We start from the raw sequence: 26,738 nt of genomic DNA, 5'->3' as shown, positions 1-26,738 counted from the left end.
TAAGGGGCACACGACGGACATAAACGACGGCTTGGGCGTTGCCCTATTCCGTCCGGTTCAACCAGAAGGAAACTCCAAACCCGCCATTCCGCTTTCCCCCCAACTCAGAACTGCTTCCAAGCCCCCATCTTGATTTGCGTCAAGGACAGGCCCGGCCTCGCCGCGCACAAGGTAACGGCATATTTCGTGTAATAAGGGGCCAAAAGTGCCGATGAGCCGGGGAATTCTTGTTGTTGGCGCGGGGCCGGTGGGGGTGAGCCTGGCGATGGGGCTGCGGCGTTACGGTGTGCCTGTGCGCGTTGTCGAGAAGGCGCTGGCGCCCTCCGGCCAGTCCCGCGCGCTGTTTCTGTGGACCCGCACGCTTGAATTGCTGGATGCCGATAATCTCGGCGCGGCACTGCTGGCCGCCGGGCGCAGGATCGAGGCCGTGAACGTGCTGGCTGGCTCCAAGCGCATCGGGCGCGTCGAGTTTTCGGAGATCGACAGCACCCACCCCTACGCCCTCATGCTTCCCCAGGCCGAGACCGAGCGCATCCTCACCGAGCAGCTAGGCCGCCTGGGCGGGCGGGTTGAGTTCGGCACCGAGCTGACCAATTTCATCAACGCGCCGGATTGCGTAACCGCCACGCTGCGCCATGCCGACGGCAATGAGGAAACATTCGAGGCCGATTATCTGGTGGGCTGCGATGGCGGCGCCAGCTTCGTGCGCAAGCAGCTTGGCCTGTCCTCCTCCGGCCCCGCGCAGCAGAGCGACTGGCTGCTGGCCGATGTGCGGCTCGATGGCTTTGCCTCCCTGCCCAGCGAACTGAACTCCTTCTGGCACGAGGACGGATTCCTCGGGATCTTCCCGCTGCCCTCAGGGTATTACCGTGTTATCGCGGATCTGCACGGCATACTGGGCGAGCGCCCGGAAACGCCGGAGCTTGCCCAGGTGCAGGCGCTGGTGGAGCAGCGCGGTCCAGGCGGGATCACCGTTTCCGACCCGATCTGGCTCTCCGCCTTCCGCATCCACGAGCGCAACACCTCCAGCTACCGCGCCGGGCGCATGTTCCTGGCGGGCGATGCCGCGCATCTGCACAATCCGGTGGGGGCGCAGGGGCTGAATATGGGCATCCACGATGCCGTCAACCTCGCATGGAAGTTGGCGATGGTGCATCGCGGCGTGGCCAATGCCGAGACGCTGCTGGAAAGCTACACCGCCGAGCGCCATGCGGTGGCGGAAGCGCTGGTCACCAATCTGGACCGTGCCGCCACGGTGGCGATGCTGAAGAATCCAACGGTCCAGATTGCCCGCAACCTGCTGGGGAATGTGTTCTTTGGCCTGAAACCGGCGCGCAAGGCCATGGCCGAGAGTGTGGCCGAGGTTTCGCACAGCTACCCCCACAGCCCGCTCAACGGCACGGAATGGGTCGGCATACCCGGCCCGGCCCCGGGCGAGCGCCTGCCGCCGCGCCCCGACGAACCGCCGATGGGGGCAGGGGACTCACCCCGCTTCGCCTTGTTCGCGGCTTCCAGCCCGGCGGTGCGTGAGTTGCAGCTGCAATTCGCCGGGCTGCTGGAGCCTCATCTGCGCCCGCAGATCAGTCCCGGCACGGTCTGGCTCGGCCGGCCGGATGGCTATGTCGCAACCGTCGCGTTGGAGGAGAACATCCGGCAGATTGAGGATTATCTGCGCGCCTATGTGTCCGACAGTGCCAGCTTGGCAGTGATGTAACCTGGCTCCGGGGCTTCCAGCGCCCCGGCATGGTGCTTGAGCTGCTCCACGAACCAGCGCCCGGCGGGGCCGGGCGGGGCGTCGGCGCGGTAGGCGGCGGACATCGCCATCTGCACCCGCTCCGGCGCGTCCAGCAGTTTCAGCTCCACCAGAGCGCCCTCGCGCAGATCCCGGGCCACCATCTCCAGCGGCATGCCGCCCCACCCCAGCCCAGCCAGCAAAAACGCGTGCTTGGCTCCCATATCCGCCAGCCGCCAACTGCGCGGGGACATCACGCTGAATTCGCGGCCCTTGGAGAGATCCGTGCGGTCGGTGAGCACGAGCTGCACATGCTGGGCCAGATCCTCGCAGGTCACGCCACCCTGGATTTGCGCCAAGGAATGGCGGGGCGCGGCCACGAACACGATACGCACCGGCAGCAGCCGCTCGGTGACCAGCGCCGTGGAGCTGAGCGGCAGCGAGCCCATGATGCCGATGCCGCATTGCTGTTCCAGCACCGCCTTGGCCACGCCGCCCAGCGCCTCCACGTAGAGCCGTAGCGGCGTGACGGGGAAATGCTCGCCGAAATCGGCGGCGGCGCGGGTGAGCACGCTCATGGGGAACATCACGTCGATGGCCACCGACAGCTCCGGCTCCAGCCCTTCCGCCATGCCCTTGGCTCGCGCCTTCAGCGCCGCGAGGCTCGCGGTGACGGTCTGGGCGTCGGCCAGCAGCAGCTTGCCCTGCTCGGTGAGTTCGGGGTAGCGCCCTTCGCGCCGGAACAACGTCACCCCGAGCTGGCATTCCAGGTTGGCGATGGCCTGGCTGATGACCGATTGCGCCCGGTGCAGCCGTCGCCCGGCGGCGGAGAAGCTCTGTGTTTCCGCCGCGGCGATGAACATGCGCAGCTGGTCCAGGGTCACGCCTTCGAGCATCTTGCCGTCCTATCGGTAAAACAGATGGTATCCATATTTTTATATAGGCTTCTGTAGGTGGTTTGACAGCTTTAGTCAGGCGGCATCGCGCCGTTAAGGCGTTTAACCGGAGTATCCCTGATGAAGCTTTGGCATATCGATTCGTCCGTTCTGGGCGAGAATTCCGTCTCCCGCCAGCTCACCGCTGGCATCGTCGCCCGCGAGGTCGCGCAGAATCCGGGGCTGGAGGTTTCGTATCTCGACCTCGCCGCCACGCCGGTGCAGCATCTCTCGCCGGCGCATATCGGCGCCATGTTCGGCCACCCGCCCGCCGATGCCGCTACTCAGGCGGACATCGCCCTCGGTGCCTCGTTCCTCGACGCGCTGTTCGCGTCCGACATCATCGTGATTGGCGCGCCGATGTATAATTTCGGCATCCCCACCCAGCTCAAGGCCTGGATCGACCGCATCCTCATCGCGGGCAAGACCTTCAAGTACGGCGAGAACGGCGCCCCGGTCGGGCTGGTTCCGGCGGGCAAGAAGGTGATCGTCGCCTCCTCGCGCGGCGGGCTGTACTCCGAGGGTAACCCGGCAGCACCCTATGAGCACCAGGAATCGTACCTGAAGGCGGCTCTGGGCTTCATCGGCCTCACCAACGTCACCATTATCCGCGCCGAGGGCGTGGCCGTGCCGGACATCAAGCCCCGCGCCATCGCCAACGCCGAAGCCGCCATCGCCGCTCTCTAAAACAAGGACATCCAGAACCATGAAGACCAAGCTTCTCGCCCTGGCCGCCCTGGCCCTTCCTTCCCTCGCCCTGGCCCAGAGCGTCGCCGACGCCAACCCCGCCGATGTGAAGGCCGGCGCCTATACGGTGGAGCCGAGCCACACCCGCGTGCTATTCGCCGTCTCCCATATGGGCTTCACCACCTGGTATGGCGATTTCACCAATGTCTCCGGCAGCCTGAACCTGGACCCGGCCAAGCTGAGCTCCACCAGCTTCGACATCACCATCCCCGCCAACACCGTGAGCACCACCAACACCAAGCTGGATGGTGAGCTGAACTCCCCGGAATGGTTCGACACGGCGAAGTACCCGACCATCGAGTTCAAGTCGGAGAAGGTTGTGCGCACCGGCAAGGACACCGCCCTGGTGACCGGCGAGCTGACCTTCCACGGCGTGACCAAGCCGGAGACGCTGAAGGTCACCTTCAACGCCGCTGGTGTTAACCCGCTTTCCAAGCAGTATACCGTGGGCTTCAACGCCACCGGCACGCTCAAGCGCTCGGACTTCAACCAGAAGACCTACGTGCCGCTGATCGGCGATGACGTGACGCTGACCATCAGCGCTGCGTTCGTTCAGTAACATGTCCGCACGTTCGCGCTACGATTCCGTGGCGATTGCCCTGCATTGGCTGATCGCCCTCGGCATTCTGGTGCAGATCGTGATGGGTCTGGGGATGGCGCATCTCGCCATCCCCGTCGGCCTTAAGTTCCAACTCTACCAGCTGCATAAATCCATCGGCATCACGGTGCTGTTCGCGGTTTTTTTGCGCGTGCTCTGGCGGCTGACGCACAAGCCCCCCGCGTTGCCCGCCGCGATGCACACCCTGGAACGCCGCGCCGCCGATGGCGCGCATCTGGCGTTGTATGGCTTCATGCTGGCCCTGCCGCTCACCGGCTGGGCGCTGGTCTCGGTCTCGCCCTATAATATTCCCACCGTGCTGTTTGGTCTCATCCCCTGGCCGGACCTGCCCATTCTCTCCACCCTGCCGGACAAGAACACGGCCGATGCCGTGGCCGGGTTCATCCATAGCCGTCTCGCATGGGTGCTTGCCGCCGTGGTGGGGTTGCATGTGCTGGCGGCGCTGCGCCACCATTTCGTGCTGCGCGACGGTATTCTGCGCCGCATGCTGCCCTTTTTGAAAGCCTGACGATGAAAGCCTTTCTGATCCCCGCCTTTTTGCTGGCCGCCAGCCCGGCCCTCGCCGCCACCTGGACAGTGCAGCCCGACGCCAGCACGCTCGGCTTCTCCGGCACGCAGACCGGCGCGCCCTTCTCTGGCGAGTTCAAGCAGTGGAGCGCCACGATCTCCTACGATCCGGCGCACCCCGAGGCCGCGCATGTGCATATCGTGGTGAACACCGGCAGCGCCCATACCGGCGACAAGCAGCGCGACGAAGCCATGCCCGGCACCGACTGGTTCAGCGCCGCCGCCTTCCCCCAGGCGGTGTTTGATGCCACCGGCTTCACCCCTGGTCCCGCCAACCACTTCACCACCACCGGCACGCTGACCATCCGCGGCATCAGCCACAAGGTCACGCTGCCCTTCACCCTGGATGTCGCCGGAACCCAGGCCACCGCCGAGGGGGAGATCAACCTTAACCGTGGCGATTACGGCGTGGGGCAGGGCAACTGGGCCAGTGGCGACTGGGTGGGCCTGCCCGTGGGGGTGAAATTCGTGCTGGTGGCCAACACCGCGCCGTAAACCTTACAGGCAAAAAACTTTCAGAATCAGCCCTCACCGGCTATGATTCCGCGCATGGCGATTGATCTTGGGGCGCAGCGTCTAATCTCACCGGCGATGCGGGCGCAGCTGCGCCGGCGCATGGCCGAACTTACGGGGCTTGTGCTGGCCCTGGTGGCGCTCGTGTTCTTGCTGGCGCTGGCCACTTACAATCCTGCCGACCCGTCTTTCGACACCGCCAGTGGCGCGTCTGTCACCAATCTCGTCGGCCCTCCGGGGGCCCTGGTGTCGGACTTGTTGCTGCAAGGCTTTGGAGCGGCGGGCTGCATCCCGCCGCTCATCCTACTCGCCTGGGCGTACCGGCTGGCGGCACGCGGCAGTATCGGCCGGGTGAAGACACGCCTCGTGATTGCCACCTTCGCCATGCCGCTTTGCGCCATCGCGCTGGCCTTGGCGATGGTCGTCATCCCCGGCCCGAAAATCTCCTGGCCCGGTGCGGCGGGGCTCGGCGGCGCCGTGGGCGACATCGTCACGGGGCTGATCGGCCAGGCTGGCAGCGGCGGCCATGCGGTTCCCGCCGTCGTCATGGGCGTTACACTGGTCCTCGGGCTGATCTGCTTCGGCTATGCGCTCGGCATCAGCCCTGGCGAGTGGCGCGCGGGTGGGCAGCGCGCCGCGCGGGCGGCGGCTGTCTCGGTGCAGCAGGGGCGGCGCGGAGCGGAGGCTGTCTCCTCCTGGCTCAGCGTGCTGCAAACCACCGCCGAGCAGGAGGCGCCCGTCCACCGGGAGCCTTCGCTGCAGCCGCGCAGCTCCTGGGGGCCTTCGCCGCAGGAGGATGACGAGGATGATACCGAATTCACCGCGCCGATGCGGCCCATCAGCGCCACTCCGGCCCCCGCGGCGCAGGCCAAGCCCGCGGTAAAGGCGAGCGTCATCTCCCGCCCCGCGCCTCGGCAGGAACGCCTGCCTCTGCCTGAGATGGGCTGGACGCTGCCCTCGCTGGACCTGCTGCGCCCGGCTCCGCAGCGCGCGGGCACCGGCCCCTCCGAGGAGGCGCTGCAGAATAATGCCCGTCTGCTGGAGACCGTGCTTCAGGATTACGGCGTGCAAGGCAAGATCGTGGAAATCCGCCCCGGCCCTGTGGTCACGCTCTACGAGCTGGAACCGGCGCCGGGCATCCGCTCCGCCCGCGTGGTCGGGCTGGCCGAGGATATCGCGCGCTCGCTCTCCGTCATCGCCGTACGCATCGCCACCGTGGCGGGGCGCAATGTCATCGGTATCGAGGTGCCGAACGCCAAGCGCGAGACCGTGTATCTCTCCGAGTTGCTGGGCAGCGGGTTGTGGGAGAATATGAACGGCGCGCTCTCGCTCGCCTTGGGTAAGGACATCTCGGGCGCGCCGGTGGTGGCCGATCTCGCCCGCATGCCGCATCTGCTGATCGCGGGTACCACCGGCTCCGGTAAATCGGTGGGCGTGAACGCCATGATCATCAGCCTGCTCTACCGGCTCTCGCCCGAGCAATGCCGCTTGATCCTGATCGACCCGAAGATCCTCGAACTCTCCGTTTATGACGGTATCCCGCATCTGCTCACCCCCGTGGTGACGGAGCCGCCCAAAGCCGTGGCGGCGCTGAAATGGGTGGTTCGAGAGATGGACCGCCGCTACCGCGCCATGAGCCAGCTCGCGGTGCGCAACATCGCCGGGTACAACGACCGCGTGAACGAGGCCCGTGCCCGTGGCGAGGTCGTCACGCGCCGGGTGCAGACAGGCTTCGACTCCGAAACCGGCAAGCCGGTGTTCGAGGAACTTCCCCTGGCGCTGGAGCCGCTGCCCTTTATCGTCGTGTTCATCGATGAAATGGCCGACCTGATGCTCACCGCGGGCAAGGAGATCGAGATGTGCGTGCAGCGTCTGGCGCAGAAGGCGCGCGCGGCGGGTATCCATGTCATCATGGCCACACAGCGCCCCTCGGTGGATGTGATCACTGGCACCATCAAGGCCAATTTCCCCACCCGCATCTCCTTCCAGGTGATCTCGAAGTTCGACAGCCGCACCATTCTGGGCGAGCAGGGGGCAGAGCAGCTGCTGGGCCAGGGCGACCTGCTCTACATGCAGGGCGGCGGGCGCATCACCCGCGTGCACGGTCCGTTCGTCTCCGATCAGGAGGTGGAGGCCGTGGTGGAATTCCTGCGCGAGCAGGGCGAACCGGCGTATCTGGACGAAGTGACCGAGCCCGCCGAGGACGAGGAAGGCCCCGCCATGCCTGCGGGTGCCGTGGGCGGGAACACCACCTCCGAGAACGCGCTCTACGACCAGGCCGTGGCCATCGTGGCGCGGGACCGCAAGGCCAGCACCTCCTACCTCCAGCGCTGCCTGACCATCGGCTATAACCGCGCGGCCAAGCTCATCGAGCAGATGGAGAAGGACGGCATCGTGAGCCCTGCCAACCATGTAGGCAAGCGCGAGGTGCTGGTCCGCCCTGAGCGAGGCGACGAGTAGGAGGTTTTGGCGTCAGCCTATGTTGCGCCGCGAAAATTTTCTGGCGCTTTTGCTTTGAACTATGCCAGCATTGGCTTCTTCCCCACTACTGCATGGAGTGTGGCTGATGCTGGACAAGACCATGATCAATGAGTTCTCCCACGTTAAGCCAGGCGACACCCCCTGGCGCACGGACGGGCTGCGCAGCTTCTTTCTGTACAAGGACCTCGGCGTGGCCGATTCCACGGGCGGGCGGGTGATCGCCCAACTGGTGAAGGCCAATCCGGAATTTCCTCCCACGGGCGGCGGCACGGGCTGGCACCGGCACATCGCAGATTTCCACATCGTCTTCATGACCAAGGGCTGGGCCCGGTTCATGTACGGGGACAAGGAGCACTTGGTGGAAGCCGGGGACTGCGTGCATCAGCAGCCCGGCATCACTCATTATTTGTTCGATTACTCGCCCGACATGGAATATCTCGAGATCACGTCTCCGGCCGCGTTCGGCACGGTGGAAGCGGTAGGCCCGTGCGCGATCCCGCCGGCCACGCCGTGGAGTTGAGCGGCGCGGTATCGCGGCGGATTTATGTCATCCACGTAGAAAAGGGCCATCAAAGGGCCCTTTTTACGCCGACATATAAAACGCTTGCGCGCGTGATCAGAAATCCAGGTCGAGTTCGATGATTTCCTGCGGCTCTTCCTTGGCGTCGGCAATCCATTCCTTCATCGGCGACCAGGAGAGGATGGTGTCGCAATATTCCTGGCAGAGCGGGCCGACATTCACGTCGTAGGACAGGAAGCGTGTGACCACAGGAGCGTACATGCAGTCAGCGATGGTAGGCAGGCGGCCGAACAGGAAGGGTCCCTTCCAGGTGTTCAGGCATTCGCGCCAGATCGAGGTGATGCGGTCGATATCTGCCTGGGCGGAGGACCATACGGTGAAGCCCGGCTTGCGGAAGCGCAGGTTCATCGGCAGCGAGGACCGAAGCGCCGCGAAGCCGGAATGCATCTCGCCCGAGATGGAGCGGCAACGCGCCCGCGCCACCTTCTCCTCAGGAAGCATCCGCGCCTCGGGGAACGCCTCGTTGAGGTATTCGGCGATGGCGATCGTGTCCCACACGCTCACCTCGCCATGGATCAGGCAGGGCACCAGGATGGATGAGGTGCGCATCAGCAATTCCTCGCGCGCGCGCGGGTCATCCGGGGAGACCCGTTCCTCGGCAAAGGAGATGCCGGAGAGCTTGGCCAGTAGGAAACCGCGCAGCGACCATGAGGAATAGTTCTTGCTGCTAATCAGTAGGGTCGCCTCAGCCATGTTCACCCTTTCTTTTTAGACCAAATGAACCCATGATTAACAATGTGGACTGCGACAAACAATGGGTTTCAAGCCCATTAATCGCGAAGGCACAGCTCTGGGGTTAGTGAACTACTATGATTTATCAGCTTTATCAGGCGCAAGTCGATTTTGTGGATCCGTGGCGTAAAATGGCGCGGAATACCAGCCGTTTGATCCGCGCCGTAACCCCTCGCTCCCCTTACGGCATCTTTCTGCGCCATTTTGGGGCAGCTTTGGAGGTGTTCGGCTATGCGGGCACCACCCATGACCGGCCGCATTTCGGGATCAAGACCGTGCTTGTCGGCAATGAGGAGGTGGCGGTACGTGAGGAGGCGGTGTTCTCCACGCCTTTCGGTACCTTGCTGCGGTTCCATAAGGAATCCGGCCGCCAGCAGCCCAAGGTGCTGGTGGTGGCCCCGCTTTCGGGGCATTTCGCGACGTTGCTGCGCAACACCGTGGAAACCCTGCTGCGCGACCACGACGTGTATGTCACCGACTGGCACAACGCGCGTGACATCCCCCTCGCCGCCGGACGCTTTGGGTTCGACGAATATGTCGAGCACATTATCAAGTTCCTGGAAAAGCTCGGGCCGCGCAGCCATGTGGTCGGGGTTTGTCAGCCGACCGTGGCGGTGCTGGCCGCCGTGTCCGTCATGGCCGAGGATCACAACCCAGCCACCCCGCGCAGCATGACGCTGATGGCCGGGCCGATCGACACCCGCCGCAACCCCACCCGTGTGAACCTGCTGGCCAAGAGCAAGGATATCCACTGGTTCGAGGAGAAGATGATCGGCATCGTGCCGTGGCGCTACAAGGGGGCGGGGCGGCACGTCTATCCCGGCTTCATGCAGCTCACCGCCTTTGTCTCGATGAACCTCGACAAGCATATCGGCGCGCATATCCGCCAGTTTCGCTCACTGGCGACAGAGGATTACGAGGCCGCCAACACGCACCGCGATTTCTACGACGAATATCTGGCGGTGATGGACCTGCCGGCGGAGTTCTACCTGGAGACTGTGGAGCGCATCTTCATGAAGCATGAGCTGGCCACGGGGGAGCTGAAATATCGCGGCCGTCGGGTGAAGCCGGAGCTGATCAAGAAGACGTTCGTCTTTACGGTTGAGGGGGAGCGCGACGACATCTGCGGCCTGGGCCAGACCTCGGCGGCGCTGGATCTGTGTTCCGGCCTGCGCCCGCTGCTCAAGCGCCACCATGTGCAGACCGGCGTGGGCCATTACGGCGTGTTCTCTGGAAAGCGCTGGCAGAACGAGATCTACCCGTTGGTGCGCGAGGTAATCCAGTTCGCGGTTTAGCGGTTTAGACCACCGCGCCCGCCGCGGCGCAGAAGGCCACGACCAGGATTGGCTTGGCCCGCCCGGCGGTGAGCAGCATCAGCGCCCCGGCCGCCACCGGCAGGTCCCACGGGCTGCGGATGGCGCTCAATGTAAGAAGGTTAACAAAGGCCGCGCCGAGCAGCCCGACCACGGAGGCGTTGAGTCCCTTCATCACCGCCGCGATATGCGGGCGGGTGCGTAACTGCTGCCAATAGGGCAGGGCGCCAGCGGCGATGAGCAGGCCGGGCAGGAAGATCGCCGCCGTGGCAATGGCCGCCCCCTGATACCCCGCGGTGATGGTGCCAAGGAACGCCGCCACGGTGAAGAGCGGGCCAGGCATCGCCTGGGCGGCGCCGTACCCAGCCAGAAATAATTGCGGCGAGACCCAGCCGGGCACCACCACGGCATCGCGCAGCAAGGGCAGCACCACATGCCCGCCGCCGAACACCAGCGCCCCGGCACGGTAGAATGCCCCGGCCAGCCCCCACGGCCCGGAGCCGGGGGCGAGGAAGGAAGCCAGCAGCAGCAGGCCGAACAGCGCCAGGCAGAATAGGGCGGGGAAATGCAGCCTCAGTTCGCGCTTGGCGTCCTCCAGTTCGCGGGCGAGGCGGCGCTGCTCCCGGTGCCGTACCAGGCCGGAATCATCCAGCGCCAGCCAGCCGATCACGCCGCCAATGACGAGGATCAGCACCTGTCCGCCCGTGTCGGGCAGCATGGTTAGTACGGCGGTGGCCAGAAGCGCCAGGGCGCGGCGTGTCCGGGCAGAGGCTCTGCGCCATCAGCCACACGGCCTGCGCCACCACGGCTACAGCCGCCAGTTGCAGCCCGTGCAGCACGCCACGCGCCAGGGGATTGCTCTGGAACAGCCCGGCGTAATGCGCGATGGCGGTCATCGCCAGGGCGGAGGGCAGGGTGAAGCCAACCCAGGCCGCCACCCCGCCGAGAAAACCCGCACGGTTCAACCCGATGCAGAAGCCGGTTTGCGAGGAAGCGGGGCCGGGAAGGAACTGGCACAGAGCTAGCAGGGCGCCGTAATCCTCGGTGCTCATCCAGCGGCGCTTTTCCACGAACTCCTTACGGAAATAGCCCAGATGCGCGATGGGCCCCCCAAACGAGGTGATACCCAGGACGAAGAACGTCCGAAAGACCTCGAATATGGAACCCTTCGCCATCAGCCCGGAGCCAGTAGATGCCCCAGCGCGCGCCCGCCCAGAATATGGGCGTGGAAATGCGGCACTTCCTGGTGGCTGTCCGGCCCAGCATTGCAGATGAGCCGGTAGCCGCTTTCCTCAACGCCGAGCTGCCTGGCCACATGGCTCACGGCGCGCCAGAAGCCGGTGATCTCCTCCGGGCTGGCCTTGGCGCCGAAATCGGCGATGGAGACGTACTTGCCTTTCGGCACCACCAGCACATGGATCGGGGCCTGAGGGCGGATGTCGGGGAAGGCGAGGACGAACTCGTCCTCGTAGAGCTTCTGGCAGGGGATCTCGCCGCGCAGGATCTTGGCGAAGATGTTACCGTCATCATAGGCCATGGCTGGACTCCTTACGGGATCTTCTTGGTGGGAAAGCCGAGTTGCAACGGCTTGCGCGCCGCCTTTTCGGCGATGCCGCTCATGCCCTCGCGCCGGGTCAGTTCGGCCCAGACCTGCTCGGGGCGCAACCCGGCATCAACCCAGAGCACCAGCAGGTGGTAGAGCACGTCCGCACTCTCGCCGATCAGCGCGGTGGTCTTGCCGGCCACGGCCTCGATGACGCACTCCACAGCCTCCTCGCCGAATTTCTGCGCCACCTTCTCGGTGCCGCGCGAGAGCAGCCGGGCGGAATGGCTCTGGTTCGGATCGGCATCCTTGCGCGAGAGCACGGTGGCCCAGAGCCGGTCCAGCACGCGTGCATCGGGTGCCGCGAAAGGCGGCGGCACCGTGACCTGCCGGCGGGCCGGGGCGGGCTTGGCGGCCTTGGTCTTCGTGGTTTTTGGCTTGGCTGCCGCGGCCTTTTTCTTAGGCGCGGTTTCCGGCGTCTTTTCGGCTTTCTTGGCCATGGCGGGCGGTGGACTCCTTACGCTGGCAGTATTGCCCGGGGCTGGCGGACCGGCAAGTGTGCGGCCGCCAGGGCGTCCTTCACCTGGGCGATGGTGAACTGGCCGAAATGGAACACGCTGGCGGCGAGCAGCCCGGTGGCTCCGGACTGTGCGCCCTCGATGAAATGGTGCAACTCGCCCACCCCGCCCGAGGCGATGACCGGCAGGCGCACGGCGTTGCACACGGCGCGGAGCAGCTCAAGGTCGAAGCCCTTGCCGGTGCCGTCGCGGTCCATGGAGGTGAGCAGGATCTCGCCCGCGCCGTAGGCTTCCACCTGTTTGGCCCAGTCCAGCACGTCGATTCCCGTGCCCTTGCGCCCGCCATGGGTGAAGACCTCCCATTTGCCGGGGGCGGATTGGCGCGCGTCGATGGCCACGACCACGCATTGGCTGCCGAATTTCTCGGCCGCCTCGCGCACCAGCTCGGGGCGGGAGATGGCGGCGGAGTTCATCGAGCATTTATCGGCCCCGGCCAACAGCAGGCGGCGTATATCGGCCACCGAGCGGATGCCTCCGCCAACGGTGAGGGGCAGGAACACCTTTTCCGCCGTGCGGTGGACGACATCCAGGATGGTGTCGCGGTTGTCGGAACTGGCGGTGATGTCGAGGAAGGTCAGCTCGTCGGCCCCGGCGGCGTCGTACACCACTGCCTGTTCCACCGGGTCGCCCGCGTCGCGCAGGGAGACGAAGTTCACGCCCTTGACGACGCGGCCATCCTTCACGTCCAGGCAGGGGATGACGCGCAGCTTCAGCATGCGGCGAGCGCCTCCGCCGGGGAGAGCGAGCCATCGTACAGCGCGCGGCCGAGGATGGAGCCGTTGAGGTTGGGCTGGGTCACGGCGGCCTGTTTCAGCGCGACGATGTCCGCCACGCTGGCCACACCGCCCGAGGCGATGATGGGGATGTTCACGGCCTTGGCCAGCGCCCTGGTCTCGGCGAGGTTTAGGCCGGTCTTCATACCGTCGCGCGCGATGTCGGTGTAGATGATAGCGGCGATGCCCGCATCCTCGAAGCGCTTGGCAAGCTCAGGCGCGGGGATATCCGAGGTCTCGGCCCAGCCCTCGGTGGCCACCATGCCGCCCTTGGCGTCGATCCCGACCACCACGCGGCCAGGAAACTTCTTGGCGGCCTCGTGGACCAGCGCCGGGTTCTTGGCCGCGGCACTCCCCAGGATGACGCGGGAGATGCCCGCCGCCAGCCAGCGCTCCACGCCCGCGATGTCCCGGATGCCGCCGCCGAGCTGCACGGGGATGGAGACATTGGCGAGGATGGATTTTACCGCATCCTCATTCACCGTCTTGCCCGCGAAGGCGCCGTTGAGGTCCACCACATGCACCCAGGAGAACCCGGCTTTCTGCCAGGCGGCGGCCTGCGCGCCCGGATCGGTGCCGAACACCGTGGCCTGGTCCATCTCGCCGCGCAGCAGGCGCACGCAGTTGCCGTCCTTGAGGTCGATGGCGGGGTAGAGTGTGAGTTTCATTTTAATAACTTATAATAAAAATGGCCGGGCACGATCGCCCCTTTGACGCGCGCATACGCCGGATGAGTGCCCCAGCGGGTGAAGCCTTCCGATTCGTACAGCGAAATCGCGCCTTTCTGCGTATCACGCACGTCCAGATTCAGCACGGAAAAGCCGAGCGCGCGCGCACGCTCTTCGGCCTTGCGCAGAATCATCCGCGCCAAGCCGTGGCCGCGCGCATAAGGGGCTACGAAATGGTGCATCAGATGCACGGCGAAGGCCTGGGCCTCGTTATTGCGCGAGGGTTTTTGCAGCTGCGCCGCGCCGTACACGATGCCGTCCATGCGGCCCACGATCAGCTCGCGCTCGGGCACCAGCAGCACGCCGCGGTAATATTGCTCGACCACCCCAGCCTTGGGCGGCTTGAGCCAGCCGAAGCCGCCGCCATCGAGGATGGCTGCCGTGGCCGCTTCCGCCAGGGCGTGCAGGTCCACATCATCCTCGAAGCTTTCGAGACGTTCGGCGACCAGCGATGCGGGAGGAGGCAGGGCAGCGTAGTTCACGGCTGCGTCTTGGCGCTATCTTGGCGCGTAATCAAGTCATCCCGCACGCTTTGCGGGGGTGCCAGCAGCGCATCCCATTGTGCGGGGGAGAGCTGCTTGTCCCAATCGCCGTGCCCACCTTGCGCCAGGGCGAAAACATGCGCGGGCGGCAGGCCCAGGCATGCGGCCAGAGCCTGGGCGTGATGCGCGGGGATGGTCCGGTCCTGCATTTCGTAGGTGATGAACACCTTGTCCCGCAGCGGGGTGAGGGCGGCGCAGGAGTCGTAATCCGTGCCGTCGGCATCGAGCAGCAGCTTCACCGGGATATAGGGGTAGCGCTCGGCGGCGACGGCGCTCATCCGGTCCCAGGGCACGAAGAGCAGCACGCGCGCCGGGCTGCCGGCGGCGGCGGCCTGAGCGGCAATGCCTGCGCCCAGCGAGTTCCCGGCAATGATCAGCGGCGCGCCGGGATAGGCCAGGCGGGTTTGCGCGGCCAGGGCGCGGGCCTCGGCCAGCACGGTGTCATGGGTCGGGGTTTCGCCCGCCCGCATGTCGTAGCCCGGATATTCGGGGAAGAGGACGCGGTAGCCATGCGCGGTGAAGAACGGGCCGTAATCCCGCGCGGCCTCCCAGGCCTGCTGGTTGTTGCCATGGAAGAACAGCACCGTGCCGATGGGTGCGCCCTGAGGCTGCATTACCCAGCCGATGGTCTTGCCATCCGGCCCCAGCAGCGGCGGCAGGTTTATGGGGGCGTCATGCGCCGCCAGGGTGGTGCCGACATAGAGCAGCCGGTTTTGGTTATGCAGCAGGTAGCTACAGGCCCCGGCATAGGCGAGGGCTGCCAGCAGGGTCAGGCCCAGGAACGTGCGCTTGATCATTATTCTGCCTCCCCTCCTTTGTGGGCTTCAGGGTTCCCAGGTAAGGAAATTCCCCAGGATTTGCAGCCCCACCTGCTGGCTCTTCTCGGAATGGAATTGCGTGCCAGCCATGTTGCCGGTGGCGACCATGGCGACGACCTCCCCCTCGTAATCGGTGGTGGCGATGATCTGGTCCACCGAACCGCCCTTGAGCGCATAGGAATGCACGAAATAGGCATGGTCGCCCGGCACCAGCCCGGCCAGCAGGGGGTGCGAGCCGGGGATGAAGCGCAACTCGTTCCAGCCCATATGCGGCAGACGGGCGTTGCCAACCTCCATCGGCGCGATCTCGCCCTTGATCCAGCCGAAGCCCGGGGTGACGCCGTGTTCCAGCCCGCGCTCGGCCATGAGCTGCATGCCCACACAAATGCCGAAGAACGGCGCGCCCTGCGCCACGCGCTTGAACATGGCCTCTTCCAGCCCGCTCACGCTGGCCAGCCCCTTGGCGCAATCGGCGAAGGCGCCCTGGCCGGGCAGCACAATGCGGTCGGCACGGGCCACGAGGTCCGGGTCGGAGGTAATCTGCACGTTGGCCTTGATGCCGCGCTGGGCGGCGGCGACCGCCAAGCCGCGTGCAGCGGAGGCGAGGTTGCCGCTCTGGTAATCGATGACCGCGACCAGCATGGCTTAGATCACGCCCTTGGTGGAGGGGATGTCCCCCGCCACGCGCGGCTCGATGGCCACGGCGGCGCGCAACGCCCGGCCCACGGCCTTGAACGCGCCCTCGGCCACATGATGCGCGTTATGCCCGGCGCGCTGGATGACGTGCAGGTTGAACAGCCCGTTGCCTGCCAGGGCGCGGAAAAACTCCTCCACGAGCTGCGTGTCCATCTGCCCCAGCATCGGGCGCTCGAAGCTCACATTCCAGACCACGAAGGCGCGGCCGGAAAGGTCGATGGCGGCTTCCACCAGCGCCTCATCCATGGGCGCCACGGCATGGCCGAAACGCTGGATGCCCCGCTTGGCCCCCAGCGCATTGGTCAAAGCCTGGCCCAGCACGATGCCGACATCTTCGACCGTGTGGTGCGCATCGATATGCAGATCGCCCTTGCAGCGCACCGTCAGGTCGAACAGCCCGTGGCGCGCGAAGGCGCTCAGCATATGGTCGAAATAGCCGACGCCAGTGTCGATATCGGTCTTGCCGGTGCCGTCCAGGTCGAGCCGGAGGGTGATATCGGTTTCGGAGGTCTTGCGGCTGAGTTCGGAGATGCGTGTCATGCCGAACGCGTACAACAATGGCGCGGGAAATTAAACCGCGCATGGTGGCGGCAACGCTCTGTTGCGGTTTTACCGGTTGGACCAGCGCGCCCCGCACGGGTAAGACCTGCGGCATGGTCCGCCGCGTTACCGCCAAACTGCCGTATCTGCTCGGGTTTCTCATCGCCGTCGGGCCTGTCTCCACGGACATGTACCTTCCCGCCTTTCCCCAGATCGCGCGGGAGTTCCACAGCGCGGCGGCGCCGCAATACTCGCTGGCGGCGTATTTCATTGGCCTCGCCATCGGGCAGATGACCCAGGGCGCGCTCTCCGACCGCTTAGGCCGGCGCACCCCGCTGCTGGCCGGGTTGGTGCTGTACACGCTGGCCTCCATCGGCTGCTGGCTGAGCTGGAGCGTGGGCTCGCTGGTGGTGTTCCGCTTCCTCACCGCACTCGGCGCTTCGGCCGCCACGGTGATCCCCCGCGCCATGGTGCGCGATCTCGCGGACGGTCCCGCGGCGGCGAAGCTGTTCTCCAAGCTGATGCTGGTGATGGGCGTGGCGCCGATCACCGCGCCGATGCTGGGAGCGGCGCTGGTGGGGTGGTTCTCCTGGCGCGTGATCTTCGCGGTTTGCGCCGCCTATGGCGTGGCGGCGGTGGTGCTGGCCTGGAGGTTCATGCCCGATACCCTGCCGCGCGAGCGCCGCACCATCATTGGCACAATTGAGGTGCTGATCCGCTACGGCCGGATTTTTCGCGAGCGGGCTTTTCTTACCCATGCCTGTGTCAGCGCCGCCAACTCGGCCTGCTTGTTCGCGTATCTCTCCGCCACGCCGCAGATATTCATTGGCGAATACGGGTGGAGCAGCGCGGGGTATGCCGCGCTCTTCGGCGTCAATTCCATGGCCTATATCGGCTACAACCAGCTCAACCCGGCGCTGGTGAACCGCTTCGGCGTTCCTGCCGTCATCAGCTTTGGCATCGCGGCGCTATTGGGAACCACGCTGTATCTGGCGGCGTTGGCGCTGCATCCTCTGGGGGCGCTGCCCTTGGCGGGCGGGTTGCTCGCGGCCGAGATTGGCTTCGGCCTGCTCACGCCCTGCGCCATGGTCGGCGCGCTCTCGCGGCATCAGGCGCATGCGGGCAGCGCCTCGGCCCTGCTGGGAACCATGCAATATGGCGGCGGCGCCGTCGCGGGTCTCGCCGTGGGCGTGCTGGCAGATGGCACCGCCCGCCCCATGGCTTTCGCGATGCTGGGTTGCGCTCTGCTGGCTCTGCTTGCGGCGCTGTACCGTCCTCGCCTAAATTTTGCCCCGGCGGAGTGAAATAAAGAGACCATGTCCAGATCCAATCTCATCGGTATTCCGGCCTGCACCAAGTTCGTGTCGGGCTATATCCAGCATGCGACCCCGGCGCGTTACGGTGCTGCGCTGGTTGCGGCGTCCAACGCCATGCCCGTGCTTATTCCGCCCGAGGGCGAGACCATGCTGCCGCTGCTCGAGCGCATCGACGGCATCATGTTCAACGGCTCACCCTCCAACGTGTCGCCGATGCGCTATGGTGTGGATTTCGACGCCACGCCCGACGCGCACGACCCCGAGCGGGACGCCACCACCCTGCCGATGATCCGCGCGGCGCTGGATATGGGCATGCCGATCCTGTGCATCTGCCGTGGCTTGCAGGAGCTGAACGTGGCGCTCGGCGGCACGTTGTATCAGGAAGTGCATAACATCCCCGGCCGCATGGACCACCGCTCGCCCGAGGGGGAGCACCGCTTCGACATCAAGCACCCCGTCTCGCTGACCGGCGAACTCGCGCATCTGATTGGCGCTGCCGAGATCCAGGTGAACTCGCTGCATGGTCAGGCCATCGACCAACTCGCTCCGGGGCTGGTGGTGGAGGGGATGGCCCCGGATGGGACCATCGAGGCCGTGCGCGTGGAGGGAGCGAAGAGCTTCGCCATCGCCGTGCAGTGGCACCCCGAATGGGAGGTCACGCATTTCCCCGACCGTGAGCGCCTGTTCCGGGCCTTTGGCGAGGCTTGCGCCGAATTCGCGGCGAAGCGGAAGTAACATACGGAAAACAAACGTTTGTCCAAAAGCTGCCGCAATGCGGTATATGATGACCCTTGAACAAGGAGGGTCATCATGGACATCCAGACGGTGAATAATCAGTACGGCCAGTTGCAAACCCAGACGCAGCAGACGGTGGGTGAGTTGCAATCCCTGGCGCAGAAGATGCAGGCCGCCGCGCAGGCCGGGAACATGGATGCGCGCGAATGGCTGTTGGATTTGAAGAGCATCGCGCTCGCCATCCGGGCCGAGCAGAATCAGGTCGCCAATCTGCTGCAATCTGTCCAGAACATGCTGGCCAACCAGTCTCAGGGGCAGCAGAGTCCGTGGGGCGGGCCGCAGCAGGGGTATCCGCAGCAGCCCATGCCGCCGCAGGGGTATCCGCAGCCGGGCTACGGCTACCCGCAGCAGCCCCAGCAGGGCGGAATTTTCGGCTCGTTCCTCAACTCCGGCTTTGGCCGGGCGCTGGAGATGGGCGCCGGGTTCGGGATCGGCGAAGAGATCATCGACAAGATCTTCTGAGACAAACGGGGGGCGAAAGCCCCCCGAACTGTTTCATGCATAATCAGCCTCGGTGGTTTCATCCTGCCCACGGTCATCGGCGATGGCGTGGAACACCGGGCTCAGCACCGCCGCCACCGCCGTGTTCAGCAGCACGGTGGCCAGCGCGATATAGCTGGGCAGGGTGTAGCCCAGAATGTGGAACGCCCAGATTGCCCCGGTGAAATGGTTCTCCGCCGCCAGCCATGTGGCGCTGGCGATGCCCACAACCCAGCCCGCCAGCAGCGCCCAGCCATTGAAGGCGCGGGTGAAGACCGAGAGGATCACGGCGGGGAAGGTCTGGATGATCCACATGCCGCCCAGCAGCTGCAACTGCACCGCATAGGCCGAGGGGATGGCCAGGATAAACGCCACCGCCCCCACCACCATGAAGATGGCGAAGATTTTGGCCACCAGCGTCTCGCCTTTATGGCTGGGGGAATGGATGAACTGCGTCCAGATGTCGCGGGTGAAGATATTGGCCGAGGCGATGGCCATGATGGCCGCCGGCACCAGCGCGCCAATGGCGATGGCGCCAAACGCCACGCCCACGAACCAGCCGGGAAAGGCGTTGAGCAGCAAGGCGGGCACGGCGTAGTTGGCGCCGTATTTGGCGAAGCCATCGGCGAATTGCGGCATGCTCCTCACCCCGGCGGCTAGGGCCATGAAGCCCATGAGCGCCAGCAGCCCGAGCAGTAGCGAATAGGCTGGCAGCAGCACGGCGTTGCGCTTGATCACGCGCGGCCCGGCGGCTGAGAGGATGCCCGTCATGGTGTGCGGGTACAGGAACAACGCCATGGCGCTGCCCAAGGCCAGCGTAGCGTAGCCGCTATAGGCCCCGGCGGAACTGGGCGGCGGGGTGGCGAGCAGCAGCTTCTGCGCCGGAACCTTGGCGAAGATGGTGCTGAACCCGCCCAGCTCCGAGGGAATGACGACGATGGCGGCGATGACGGTGATGTAGATCAGCAGGTCCTTGACGATGGAGATCATCGCCGGGGCGCGCAAACCGGCTGTCCAGGTAAAGGCGGCGAGCACGGCGAAGGCGGCGATGAGCGGCACATGGCCGGGCAGGCCGAGCGCGCCGATGATTGTCTGCATGCCGATGAGCTGCAAGGCGATATAGGGCATGGTGGCGAGGATGCCCGTGCCCCCGATGGCCAGGGCCAGCCAGCGATTGCCATAGCGCCCGCGCACGAATTCTGGCCCGGTGATGTAGCCCTTGGCCTTGGCCACGCGCCAGAGCCTGGGGAACACCACATAGAGAATGGGGTAGATGAGCACCGTATAGGGCATGGCGAAAAAGCCGAGCGCGCCCGCTCCGAACATCAGCGCCGGAATGGCGATGAAGGTGTAGGCGGTATAGGCATCGCCGCCGATGAGGAACCAGGAGACCCAGGTGCCGAAGCGTCGCCCGCCCAGGCCCCATTCCTCGATATGCCCCAGATCACCGCCGCCCGACTGCCAGCGGCTGGCGGTAAAGCCCAGCACCAGCACGGCGGAGACGAGAAGAAAGAAGACAATGGAGGCGGTTGCGTGCGGCATCACTCGGCCTCCCCATGGTCTTCCACGCGGTACACGACGTAGATCAGCAGCGAGCCCACAGGCACGACGAGGATCTGGTACCAGTAGAAGAACGGAAAGCCGAACAAAGCGGGCGCGGCGCGGTTGAAGAACGGCACGGCCAGCGCCAGCACAAAGATCAGAAACAGCAGAATTCTTATCATTGTCTCACTCCCTGGGCGAGACATGAAGCACCCCGGAGGGGTTGGCAAGTTAGCAGCGGACCGTGGCGAAGGGGGTGGTATCGGGCGGCCCGGCGGCGAAGAGATGCGCCAATGCGCCTTCGCGCGGCAGGGTAAGTAGTGTGGCGCAGACGGTGCCAAAGCCGTGGTTCTCGGTGGCGGGGATGTTGATCTTTTCCGCGCGCTCGCCGGAGGAGTCGGCGAGCAGATTGCCCCATTCGCTGAAGGGGGCGGCGGTAAAGCGTGGCAGATGCCGGGTAATGCGGGGCAGGGTGGGGTCATTGACCTCGCCGGAGGTGACCATGCTCACCCCTTCCGGCAGAGGCAAAGCCTCGGGCTGCCCGGAACCGAGGCCGCGCACGAACCAAGCGGCGCGGCCATCGGCCAGCACCATGTTGAAGGGGCGGTAGAGCGAGGCGTCGAGGTGCGAGATGGCTTTGGCGGCGTCTTCGGCGCTCTCCGCACACAGGGCCAGCAGCGGCAACTCGCCCCGGCTACGCTTGTCCGGCGCCGGGCCGAGCGTGCCAGTGCGGTTGAGCACTGTCGCCATCACCCCCGCGCGGTTTAGCCCCAGCCATGTGCCGCCAGCCAGCGTGTCGCGCCCGCCGCAGATGCCCGGCCAGTATTCGCCGGGCGGCTCCCAGGCGCGGGTGGCCATTTCGTCGCGGTTGGCGGCGATGAAGGTGCCATCCGGCGTGAGGCGCAGGATGATCGAGCACATTGGTTCAGCCCTTCGCGGCGGCGAGGATCATGTCCAGATGATCCGGCACCGCGAATTGCTCGCGCCGCAGACTGGCGATCTCATAAACCTGCACGTCACCAGCGTCGTCGGCGGCTTGCAGCGGGATTTCGCGCAAATCCCCCGTCAGCTTCACCCGGAAACCGAGCGTGGAGACGGTAAAGAACTCGCCGACGCGGATATCGGTGCCCGGAAGATTGTTCCAGGCGCTGCGGATGTCGAAGGGACGGTCATAGATGCGATGGCCGATCTGGCTCACCTCGGCCTGGACCAGAAGATCGGGGCTGATGCCGGTTTCCTCGTTCGCTTCGCGCAGTGCGGCGGTGCGGGAGCTTTCGGGTTTGCCGTCCACCTCGTCGATAAACCCACCCGGCACGGCGAGCTTGCCGCGTCCGGGGTTGTGGATGCGGGTGATGAGCGCGACTTGGCCGTGATCGTCGAGCAGCACGGCATCCGCCGCGTGGCGCAGATGCACGCGCCGCTGGGTGCCGTCTGGCAGGGTGACGCTGCCCAGCGAATGCACGGCATGGCTGGGTTCGTCGCCGAACTTCCCGGCGACGCAACGCGCCACGATCTCCGCCTTCAAGGCGGGGTCGGTGAGCATGTGGTCCTTGATGATGTCCATGCCCTGGAAGTTAGGCCGGTTTTGGTCTGGGTCAAACCGGCTGGGGCTGGGCCTCGGGGAGGGAGACGGCTTTGCCCCGCTTGGCCTTGGGCTTACGCGGCGGGGCGTTGCGCGCCATGCCGGCGACGCCGCCCACGATCAGCGCCAGCATGATCAGCGCGAACGGTCCGCCGATGACCAGGGCGGGCAACAGCCCACCCGGCAGGGGGGTGGCGTACATCCACCCGTTACCCGAACACGCGCTTGAAGATGGTGTCCACATGCGCGTGGTGCATCTCGGCGGCCATCGCGGCGTCGATGGTGGCTTCCGGCACGCGGCCGGCAACTTCCGGGTCGGCCAGCAGATTCTCGCGGAAGGTCTTGGCGTCGGCGGTGCCGAGCTTGGTCCAGGTGGCCATGGCGTTGCGCTGGACGATCTTATAGGCGTCCTCGCGCAGGATGCCCGCCTTGGTCAGGGCCAGCAGCACTTCACCGGAATGCACCACACCGCCCAGGCTCTCCAGGTTTGCGGCCATCTGCTCGGGGTAGATGGTCAGCTTGTCCATCATGCCCGCCAGACGCACCAGGGCGAAGTCCAGGGTCACGGTCGCGTCCGGGCCGATGCCGCGCTCGACGGAGGAGTGCGAGATGTCGCGCTCATGCCACAGCGTCACGTTTTCCATGGCCGGGATGACGGCGGCACGCACGAGGCGGGCGAGGCCGCAGAGGTTTTCCGAGAGCACCGGATTGCGCTTATGCGGCATGGCGGAGCTGCCCTTCTGCCCGGCATGGAAGAACTCTTCCGCCTCGCGCACTTCGGAGCGCTGCAGGTGGCGCACTTCGGTGGCCAGACGCTCGACGCCCGAGGCGATGACGCCCAGCGTGGCGAAGAAGGCGGCGTGGCGGTCGCGCGGGATGACCTGGGTGGATACCGGCTCGGCGGCGAGGCCGAGCCGTTCGGCCACGTATTCTTCAACGCGCGGGTCCACATGCGCGAAGGTGCCGACCGCGCCGGAGATGGCGCAGGTGGCGATTTCGGCGCGGGCGGCGAGCAGGCGCTGCTTGTTGCGGGCGAACTCGGCGTAATGGCCCGCGAGCTTGAGGCCAAAGCTGGTCGGCTCGGCATGGATGCCATGGCTGCGCCCGATGGTGAGGGTGCGCTTATGCTCGATGGCGCGCTTCTTCAGCGCCGCCAGCACGAGGTCCACATCCGCCAGAAGCAGGTCAGCCGCCTGGGTGAGCTGCACGGCGAAGCAGGTATCCAGCACGTCCGACGAGGTGAGGCCCTGGTGGACGAAGCGGCTATCCTCACCCACGCGCTTGGCCAGCCAGGTGAGGAAGGCGATAACGTCGTGGCGCGTCACGGCTTCGATATCGTCGATCTCCTGCGTGTCGGCCTCGGTGAACACGGCCATCGCGGCATCGCCCTTCTCGCGGATCACCTTGGCGGCGCTTTCGGGGATGGCGCCGAGCTGGGCCATCGCCTCGCAGGCCAGGGCCTCGATCTCGAACCAGATCTTGTACTTGTTCTCCTGGGTCCAGATGGCGGCGGCTTGCGGGCGGGTATAGCGGGGGATCATCGGCGGGGCTCCTGCGGCGGACAAATTTGAGGCACGCCCTAGACCCACGCTCCGGCATTGACAAGGCATGCCGGCGCAAGCCTATGCCACGGCATGGACATTTTACCCCTGCTCGTCATTCTGGCGCAGATTCTGCTCATCGATCTGGTGCTGGCCGGAGATAATGCCATCGTCATTGGGCTGGCTGTAGCGCGGCTGGCACCCGAGCAGCGGCGCAAGGCGATCCTGGCCGGGACCATTGGCGCCACGGTGATACGCATCCTGTTCGCGCTGGTGGCGGTGAAGCTGCTGGCGGTTATCGGGCTGACACTGGCTGGCGGCGTGCTGTTGCTCTGGGTGGCGTGGAAGACCGCGCGCGAGCTACGCCAGGGCGGGCATGAGGAAGGCGGCGAGGGCGCCCCGCCCGCGAGCCTTAAAGGTGCTATTTGGAAGATCATCGTCGCGGACGTCTCGATGAGCCTGGACAACGTGCTGGGCGTGGCCGGGGTGGCGCGGGAGCATCCGGTGGTTTTGGGGATTGGTCTTGCCATCTCCGTCGGGCTAATGGCGTTGGCTGCGGATTTCGTGGCCAGACTGCTCACCCGCTACCATTGGCTGGCCTGGGTGGGCATTGGCATTGTGTTCTATGTGGCGCTGAAGATGATCTGGGAAGGCTGGGCGGAAGTCGCCCACGCTCTGGTGTAGAGACTGTTTGACAAGTCTCTACAAATAATTCCTCGATATTGTAAAAAATTTGGCTTTCGCCCCCTTTAGAGACCCAGCTTGTCGCGCAACTGATAGTACCACGCGCCGATGACGGTGAGCGGCACGCGGAAGGTTTTGCCGCCGGGGAAGGGGAAATAGGGCAGGGCGGCGAACACGTCGAAGCGCGAATTATCGCCCGACACTTCCTCGGCCAGGATGCGCCCGAGCAAATGTGTGGTGGTCACGCCATGGCCGCTATCGCCATGCGAGAAGAACACCTTCGGCGCCAGACGGCCGATCTGCGGGAAGCGCGTGAGGGTGAGGGCGAAATTGCCGCTCCAGGTATAGTCGATGCGCACGTTCTTCAGGCTGGGGAAGGTTTTCAGCATCAGCGGGCGGATCTTGTCGACGATGCTGGCCGGGTCGGTCCCGCCATAGACGATGCCGCCGCCATACAGGATGCGGTTATCGGCGCTGCGGCGGAAGTAATCTAGCACATAGTTGCAGTCTTCCACGCAGACATTGGAGGGCAGTAGGCGCGCGGCTTCCGCGCCCAGCGGCTCGGTGGCCAGCACCTGGGTGGAGACGGGCATGATCCGGTTCTCAAGCTGTGGCAGCACGCCGTGCAGATAGGCATTGCCGCACACGAACACGTAGCGCGCCTTCACCTCGCCCTGAGCGGTTTTCACCAGCGTGTGCTCAAGGTCCACATACACCACCGGCGAGTTCTCGTAGATCACCCCTCCCAGGGACTCGAAGGCCGCGGCCTCGCCCTGCACCAAGTTGAGCGGGTGCAGATGCCCGCCCTTCTTGTCAATCAACCCGCCAACGTAGCGGTCTGTCACCACATGCTTGGCCAAGCCCGCCTGGTCCACCATCTCGAACTGGTCGTGCCCGAAGCTGTTCCACACCTTCACATGGTGTTCCAGCTCGCGCATCTGCTTGTGCGTCAGCGCGGTGGTGAGCATGCCGGGGGTGAGGTCGCACTGGATGTTGTACTTGGCCACGCGCTCGCGGATGATATTGCCGCCCTCATTGGCCAGCGCGCCGATCACCTTGCCCACCTTCTCGCCATAGCGGGCGGAGATCACGTCCAGATCGCGCGAGTAACCGTTCACGATCTGCCCGCCATTGCGGCCCGAGGCGCCATAGCCCACGCGCACGGCCTCCAGCACGATCACGGAGAAGCCGCGCTCGGCCAGTTCCAGTGCGGCGGAGATGCCGGTGAACCCGCCGCCGATGACACAGACATCCGCCGTGTGGCTGCCCTGCAGAGGCGGGCGCGCATCCTGCTTGTTGGCGGTCGCCGCGTAGTAGGATTTCACATGCTCAGTCATTTTTGTTGGGCCCCATTAATAAAACACCAAACACCGCTCCCAGCACGGTCATGGTGATAACCATTAATCTTATCTTATAAGCTGCGGCTTTTGCCTGCGCCACCACCTCGCGGCGCATGTTTTGTTCCGCCGCCGCCACGCGCGCGGGCAGCGGGCCGGTGCCGTTGGTTACGAGTGCTGCCGTGTCCGGGTCCACCTTGTCCGCCAGCGCGGCGATGGCCGCCGCCTGCGAGGCGGCATTGGGTGCTGTGAGCACGGCGTCCAGCGCCTCCTGCTGGTGCAGCTCGTCGATCACCGGAGCGGGGATGGAGAAGCTGGCGAAGGTGCCGATCAGCCCTGGCAGCAGAAAGGCGCAGAGCATGAAGCCGAGACGCGAGGTGGAGATTTTGACCATGCTTTAAAACCATCTAATGAAAGTTTTGGCAACTATATACTTGACTAAGTGCCGAGCGGTTTTGCTCTGTTCTGACGAATACGGATCGGACAAGCGGAATTAGCGGTGGCGTGAGAACAGGTCGCGCTGGAATTGATTGATCCCTGAGTCACTCCAATCAACTTCTCGCTTTGTCGCGGGTATGTGTCTTCGACGAAGTTCGTTGTTGTAGAACAGAGTGCCGTGGATACCCATAGCGTCTCGCTTCAGGATCGGTCGTGTCCAAATAGGTGATAATATAAGAATTGCTTCTTCTTCGCCCAAACGAGAGAAAAAATCCTCAATGAGTTCAAGGTCTTGGTCATTCGGAAAAATCGCCGCGTATTCCTCTTCCGTAGCCTGGAAAACACTATAGGTGGCGTTTGTCGCGCCATCGATGATCTGAACGTTCTTCATGCACAGTAGTATGTCGGCAGGGTCAAACTCAGGCAACAACCCGGAATAAGCGCTGCTTAGTCAAGTATATAGTTGCCAAAGTTTTTGGGTCTGCTCAGCGCGTGACGTGCTCCCCTGGAATGTGACCGTTTTTGTGTAGAGTCTGTTCCTGGGGGATAGACCGATGAAGGGCAGCCGATTTTCTGAAGAGCAGAT

The 26,738-nt window shown here is 65.1% G+C and carries 33 protein-coding genes; 12 read left to right on the top strand and 21 right to left on the bottom strand.

The window, feature by feature from the left end:
* The first annotated feature begins 211 nt into the window (after nucleotides 1-211).
* Nucleotides 212-1,714 (top strand): FAD-dependent monooxygenase, encoded by a 1,503-nt coding sequence (locus HNP71_RS13185; RefSeq protein WP_183267412.1) that lies wholly within the window; start codon nucleotides 212-214, stop codon nucleotides 1,712-1,714.
* On the opposite strand, the gene HNP71_RS13180 is transcribed toward HNP71_RS13185, so the two are convergent.
* The gene (locus tag HNP71_RS13180) at nucleotides 1,678-2,628 is read right to left on the bottom strand and encodes a LysR family transcriptional regulator (protein WP_183267411.1); all 951 of its coding nucleotides are present in this window, start codon (nucleotides 2,626-2,628) and stop codon (nucleotides 1,678-1,680) included. The two genes, HNP71_RS13185 and HNP71_RS13180, sit on opposite strands and share 37 nt — an antisense overlap.
* Before the next feature lie 120 nt (nucleotides 2,629-2,748).
* On the opposite strand from HNP71_RS13180, the gene HNP71_RS13175 reads away from it, so the two are divergent.
* The 6 genes from HNP71_RS13175 (at nucleotide 2,749) to HNP71_RS13150 (ending at nucleotide 8,114) form a co-directional block, all read left to right on the top strand.
* On the top strand, nucleotides 2,749-3,354 hold the full coding sequence (locus HNP71_RS13175; protein WP_183267410.1) for an FMN-dependent NADH-azoreductase: 606 nt from the start codon (nucleotides 2,749-2,751) through the stop codon (nucleotides 3,352-3,354).
* Between the two features lie 19 nt (nucleotides 3,355-3,373).
* On the top strand, nucleotides 3,374-3,973 hold the full coding sequence (locus HNP71_RS13170) for a YceI family protein (protein WP_183267409.1): 600 nt from the start codon (nucleotides 3,374-3,376) through the stop codon (nucleotides 3,971-3,973).
* 1 nt (nucleotide 3,974) lies between these two features.
* Nucleotides 3,975-4,541 (top strand): cytochrome b, encoded by a 567-nt coding sequence (locus tag HNP71_RS13165; RefSeq protein WP_183267408.1) that lies wholly within the window; start codon nucleotides 3,975-3,977, stop codon nucleotides 4,539-4,541.
* Nucleotides 4,542-4,543: 2 nt separating this feature from the next.
* Nucleotides 4,544-5,095, top strand: coding sequence for a YceI family protein (locus HNP71_RS13160; protein WP_183267407.1), 552 nt, complete (start codon nucleotides 4,544-4,546; stop codon nucleotides 5,093-5,095).
* 54 nt (nucleotides 5,096-5,149) lie between these two features.
* Nucleotides 5,150-7,573 carry an FtsK/SpoIIIE family DNA translocase gene (locus HNP71_RS13155; RefSeq protein ID WP_183267406.1) on the top strand — a complete coding sequence of 808 codons (2,424 nt, stop codon included), beginning with the start codon at nucleotides 5,150-5,152 and terminating at the stop codon, nucleotides 7,571-7,573.
* A gap of 106 nt (nucleotides 7,574-7,679) precedes the next feature.
* Nucleotides 7,680-8,114 carry a cupin domain-containing protein gene (locus tag HNP71_RS13150; protein WP_183267405.1) on the top strand — a complete coding sequence of 145 codons (435 nt, stop codon included), beginning with the start codon at nucleotides 7,680-7,682 and terminating at the stop codon, nucleotides 8,112-8,114.
* 96 nt (nucleotides 8,115-8,210) lie between these two features.
* Here the strand turns inward: HNP71_RS13150 and HNP71_RS13145 are convergent, their stop codons facing one another.
* A complete protein-coding gene (locus HNP71_RS13145; RefSeq protein WP_183267404.1) occupies nucleotides 8,211-8,867 on the bottom strand; it encodes a glutathione S-transferase in 657 nt (218 codons plus the stop codon).
* Between the two features lie 116 nt (nucleotides 8,868-8,983).
* On the opposite strand from HNP71_RS13145, the gene HNP71_RS13140 reads away from it, so the two are divergent.
* On the top strand, nucleotides 8,984-10,201 hold the full coding sequence (locus tag HNP71_RS13140; RefSeq protein WP_183267403.1) for a polyhydroxyalkanoate depolymerase: 1,218 nt from the start codon (nucleotides 8,984-8,986) through the stop codon (nucleotides 10,199-10,201).
* 4 nt (nucleotides 10,202-10,205) lie between these two features.
* Here the strand turns inward: HNP71_RS13140 and HNP71_RS14265 are convergent, their stop codons facing one another.
* From HNP71_RS14265 to hisB, 10 genes are read right to left on the bottom strand one after another with little or no spacing between them, the layout of a single operon-like run.
* Nucleotides 10,206-10,937, bottom strand: a complete 732-nt coding sequence (locus tag HNP71_RS14265) for a chromate transporter (RefSeq protein ID WP_246344222.1) — start codon at nucleotides 10,935-10,937, stop codon at nucleotides 10,206-10,208.
* Nucleotides 10,864-11,394, bottom strand: coding sequence for a chromate transporter (locus HNP71_RS14260; protein ID WP_246344221.1), 531 nt, complete (start codon nucleotides 11,392-11,394; stop codon nucleotides 10,864-10,866). The genes HNP71_RS14265 and HNP71_RS14260 overlap by 74 nt, the downstream gene beginning before the upstream one ends.
* Nucleotides 11,394-11,756: a histidine triad nucleotide-binding protein gene (locus tag HNP71_RS13130; RefSeq protein ID WP_183267402.1), complete on the bottom strand. Its 363-nt coding sequence runs from the start codon at nucleotides 11,754-11,756 to the stop codon at nucleotides 11,394-11,396. The genes HNP71_RS14260 and HNP71_RS13130 overlap by 1 nt, the downstream gene beginning before the upstream one ends.
* An 11-nt stretch (nucleotides 11,757-11,767) precedes the next feature.
* Nucleotides 11,768-12,262, bottom strand: a complete 495-nt coding sequence (locus HNP71_RS13125; RefSeq protein ID WP_183267401.1) for a phosphoribosyl-ATP diphosphatase — start codon at nucleotides 12,260-12,262, stop codon at nucleotides 11,768-11,770.
* A gap of 17 nt (nucleotides 12,263-12,279) precedes the next feature.
* The gene (gene hisF / locus HNP71_RS13120; protein ID WP_183267400.1) at nucleotides 12,280-13,056 is read right to left on the bottom strand and encodes an imidazole glycerol phosphate synthase subunit HisF; all 777 of its coding nucleotides are present in this window, start codon (nucleotides 13,054-13,056) and stop codon (nucleotides 12,280-12,282) included.
* Nucleotides 13,050-13,781, bottom strand: a complete 732-nt coding sequence (hisA, locus tag HNP71_RS13115) for a 1-(5-phosphoribosyl)-5-[(5-phosphoribosylamino)methylideneamino]imidazole-4-carboxamide isomerase (RefSeq protein ID WP_183267399.1) — start codon at nucleotides 13,779-13,781, stop codon at nucleotides 13,050-13,052. The genes hisF and hisA overlap by 7 nt, the downstream gene beginning before the upstream one ends.
* Nucleotides 13,778-14,323 (bottom strand): GNAT family N-acetyltransferase, encoded by a 546-nt coding sequence (locus tag HNP71_RS13110; RefSeq protein ID WP_343062422.1) that lies wholly within the window; start codon nucleotides 14,321-14,323, stop codon nucleotides 13,778-13,780. Before HNP71_RS13110 ends, hisA begins: the two co-directional genes overlap by 4 nt.
* Nucleotides 14,320-15,180 carry an alpha/beta hydrolase gene (locus HNP71_RS13105; protein WP_183267398.1) on the bottom strand — a complete coding sequence of 287 codons (861 nt, stop codon included), beginning with the start codon at nucleotides 15,178-15,180 and terminating at the stop codon, nucleotides 14,320-14,322. The genes HNP71_RS13110 and HNP71_RS13105 overlap by 4 nt, the downstream gene beginning before the upstream one ends.
* 27 nt (nucleotides 15,181-15,207) lie before the next feature.
* Nucleotides 15,208-15,843, bottom strand: a complete 636-nt coding sequence (gene hisH / locus HNP71_RS13100; protein WP_183267397.1) for an imidazole glycerol phosphate synthase subunit HisH — start codon at nucleotides 15,841-15,843, stop codon at nucleotides 15,208-15,210.
* Between the two features lie 3 nt (nucleotides 15,844-15,846).
* A complete protein-coding gene (gene hisB / locus HNP71_RS13095; RefSeq protein WP_183267396.1) occupies nucleotides 15,847-16,437 on the bottom strand; it encodes an imidazoleglycerol-phosphate dehydratase HisB in 591 nt (196 codons plus the stop codon).
* Nucleotides 16,438-16,454: 17 nt separating this feature from the next.
* On the opposite strand from hisB, the gene HNP71_RS13090 reads away from it, so the two are divergent.
* From HNP71_RS13090 to HNP71_RS13080, 3 genes are all read left to right on the top strand, one after another.
* Nucleotides 16,455-17,741, top strand: coding sequence for a multidrug effflux MFS transporter (locus HNP71_RS13090; protein WP_246344220.1), 1,287 nt, complete (start codon nucleotides 16,455-16,457; stop codon nucleotides 17,739-17,741).
* Nucleotides 17,742-17,753: 12 nt separating this feature from the next.
* Nucleotides 17,754-18,488: a gamma-glutamyl-gamma-aminobutyrate hydrolase family protein gene (locus HNP71_RS13085; RefSeq protein WP_183267395.1), complete on the top strand. Its 735-nt coding sequence runs from the start codon at nucleotides 17,754-17,756 to the stop codon at nucleotides 18,486-18,488.
* Between the two features lie 75 nt (nucleotides 18,489-18,563).
* Nucleotides 18,564-19,010, top strand: a complete 447-nt coding sequence (locus HNP71_RS13080) for a hypothetical protein (RefSeq protein WP_183267394.1) — start codon at nucleotides 18,564-18,566, stop codon at nucleotides 19,008-19,010.
* A 33-nt stretch (nucleotides 19,011-19,043) separates the two neighbouring features.
* Here the strand turns inward: HNP71_RS13080 and mctP are convergent, their stop codons facing one another.
* The 6 genes from mctP to purB are packed head-to-tail and all read right to left on the bottom strand — an operon-like array spanning nucleotide 19,044 to nucleotide 23,693.
* The gene (gene mctP, locus HNP71_RS13075; protein ID WP_183267393.1) at nucleotides 19,044-20,570 is read right to left on the bottom strand and encodes a monocarboxylate uptake permease MctP; all 1,527 of its coding nucleotides are present in this window, start codon (nucleotides 20,568-20,570) and stop codon (nucleotides 19,044-19,046) included.
* The gene (locus tag HNP71_RS13070) at nucleotides 20,570-20,752 is read right to left on the bottom strand and encodes a DUF3311 domain-containing protein (protein ID WP_183267392.1); all 183 of its coding nucleotides are present in this window, start codon (nucleotides 20,750-20,752) and stop codon (nucleotides 20,570-20,572) included. The genes mctP and HNP71_RS13070 overlap by 1 nt, the downstream gene beginning before the upstream one ends.
* A gap of 49 nt (nucleotides 20,753-20,801) precedes the next feature.
* Nucleotides 20,802-21,491, bottom strand: coding sequence for an NRDE family protein (locus HNP71_RS13065; protein WP_183267391.1), 690 nt, complete (start codon nucleotides 21,489-21,491; stop codon nucleotides 20,802-20,804).
* A 4-nt stretch (nucleotides 21,492-21,495) separates the two neighbouring features.
* On the bottom strand, nucleotides 21,496-22,134 hold the full coding sequence (locus HNP71_RS13060) for an NUDIX domain-containing protein (RefSeq protein WP_183267390.1): 639 nt from the start codon (nucleotides 22,132-22,134) through the stop codon (nucleotides 21,496-21,498).
* Nucleotides 22,135-22,165: 31 nt separating this feature from the next.
* On the bottom strand, nucleotides 22,166-22,354 hold the full coding sequence (locus HNP71_RS13055) for a hypothetical protein (RefSeq protein ID WP_183267389.1): 189 nt from the start codon (nucleotides 22,352-22,354) through the stop codon (nucleotides 22,166-22,168).
* Nucleotides 22,355-22,361: 7 nt separating this feature from the next.
* Nucleotides 22,362-23,693 carry an adenylosuccinate lyase gene (gene purB / locus HNP71_RS13050; RefSeq protein ID WP_183267388.1) on the bottom strand — a complete coding sequence of 444 codons (1,332 nt, stop codon included), beginning with the start codon at nucleotides 23,691-23,693 and terminating at the stop codon, nucleotides 22,362-22,364.
* A 93-nt stretch (nucleotides 23,694-23,786) separates the two neighbouring features.
* Here purB and HNP71_RS13045 point away from each other — a divergent pair, with 93 nt between their 5' ends.
* The gene (locus tag HNP71_RS13045) at nucleotides 23,787-24,377 is read left to right on the top strand and encodes a YjbE family putative metal transport protein (protein WP_183267387.1); all 591 of its coding nucleotides are present in this window, start codon (nucleotides 23,787-23,789) and stop codon (nucleotides 24,375-24,377) included.
* Nucleotides 24,378-24,442: 65 nt separating this feature from the next.
* Here the strand turns inward: HNP71_RS13045 and HNP71_RS13040 are convergent, their stop codons facing one another.
* The 3 genes from HNP71_RS13040 to HNP71_RS13030 all read right to left on the bottom strand — a co-directional run bounded on the left by HNP71_RS13040 (nucleotide 24,443) and on the right by HNP71_RS13030 (nucleotide 26,543).
* Nucleotides 24,443-25,714, bottom strand: coding sequence for an NAD(P)/FAD-dependent oxidoreductase (locus HNP71_RS13040; protein ID WP_183267386.1), 1,272 nt, complete (start codon nucleotides 25,712-25,714; stop codon nucleotides 24,443-24,445).
* Nucleotides 25,707-26,108 (bottom strand): hypothetical protein, encoded by a 402-nt coding sequence (locus HNP71_RS13035; protein ID WP_183267385.1) that lies wholly within the window; start codon nucleotides 26,106-26,108, stop codon nucleotides 25,707-25,709. Before HNP71_RS13035 ends, HNP71_RS13040 begins: the two co-directional genes overlap by 8 nt.
* Before the next feature lie 99 nt (nucleotides 26,109-26,207).
* Nucleotides 26,208-26,543 (bottom strand): hypothetical protein, encoded by a 336-nt coding sequence (locus HNP71_RS13030; RefSeq protein WP_183267384.1) that lies wholly within the window; start codon nucleotides 26,541-26,543, stop codon nucleotides 26,208-26,210.
* Nucleotides 26,544-26,738: the final 195 nt, after the last annotated feature.

This window comes from Acidocella aromatica, assembly GCF_014201825.1.
Taxonomy (GTDB): domain Bacteria; phylum Pseudomonadota; class Alphaproteobacteria; order Acetobacterales; family Acetobacteraceae; genus Acidocella; species Acidocella aromatica.
This window is presented reverse-complemented; position numbering and strand designations above follow the sequence as displayed.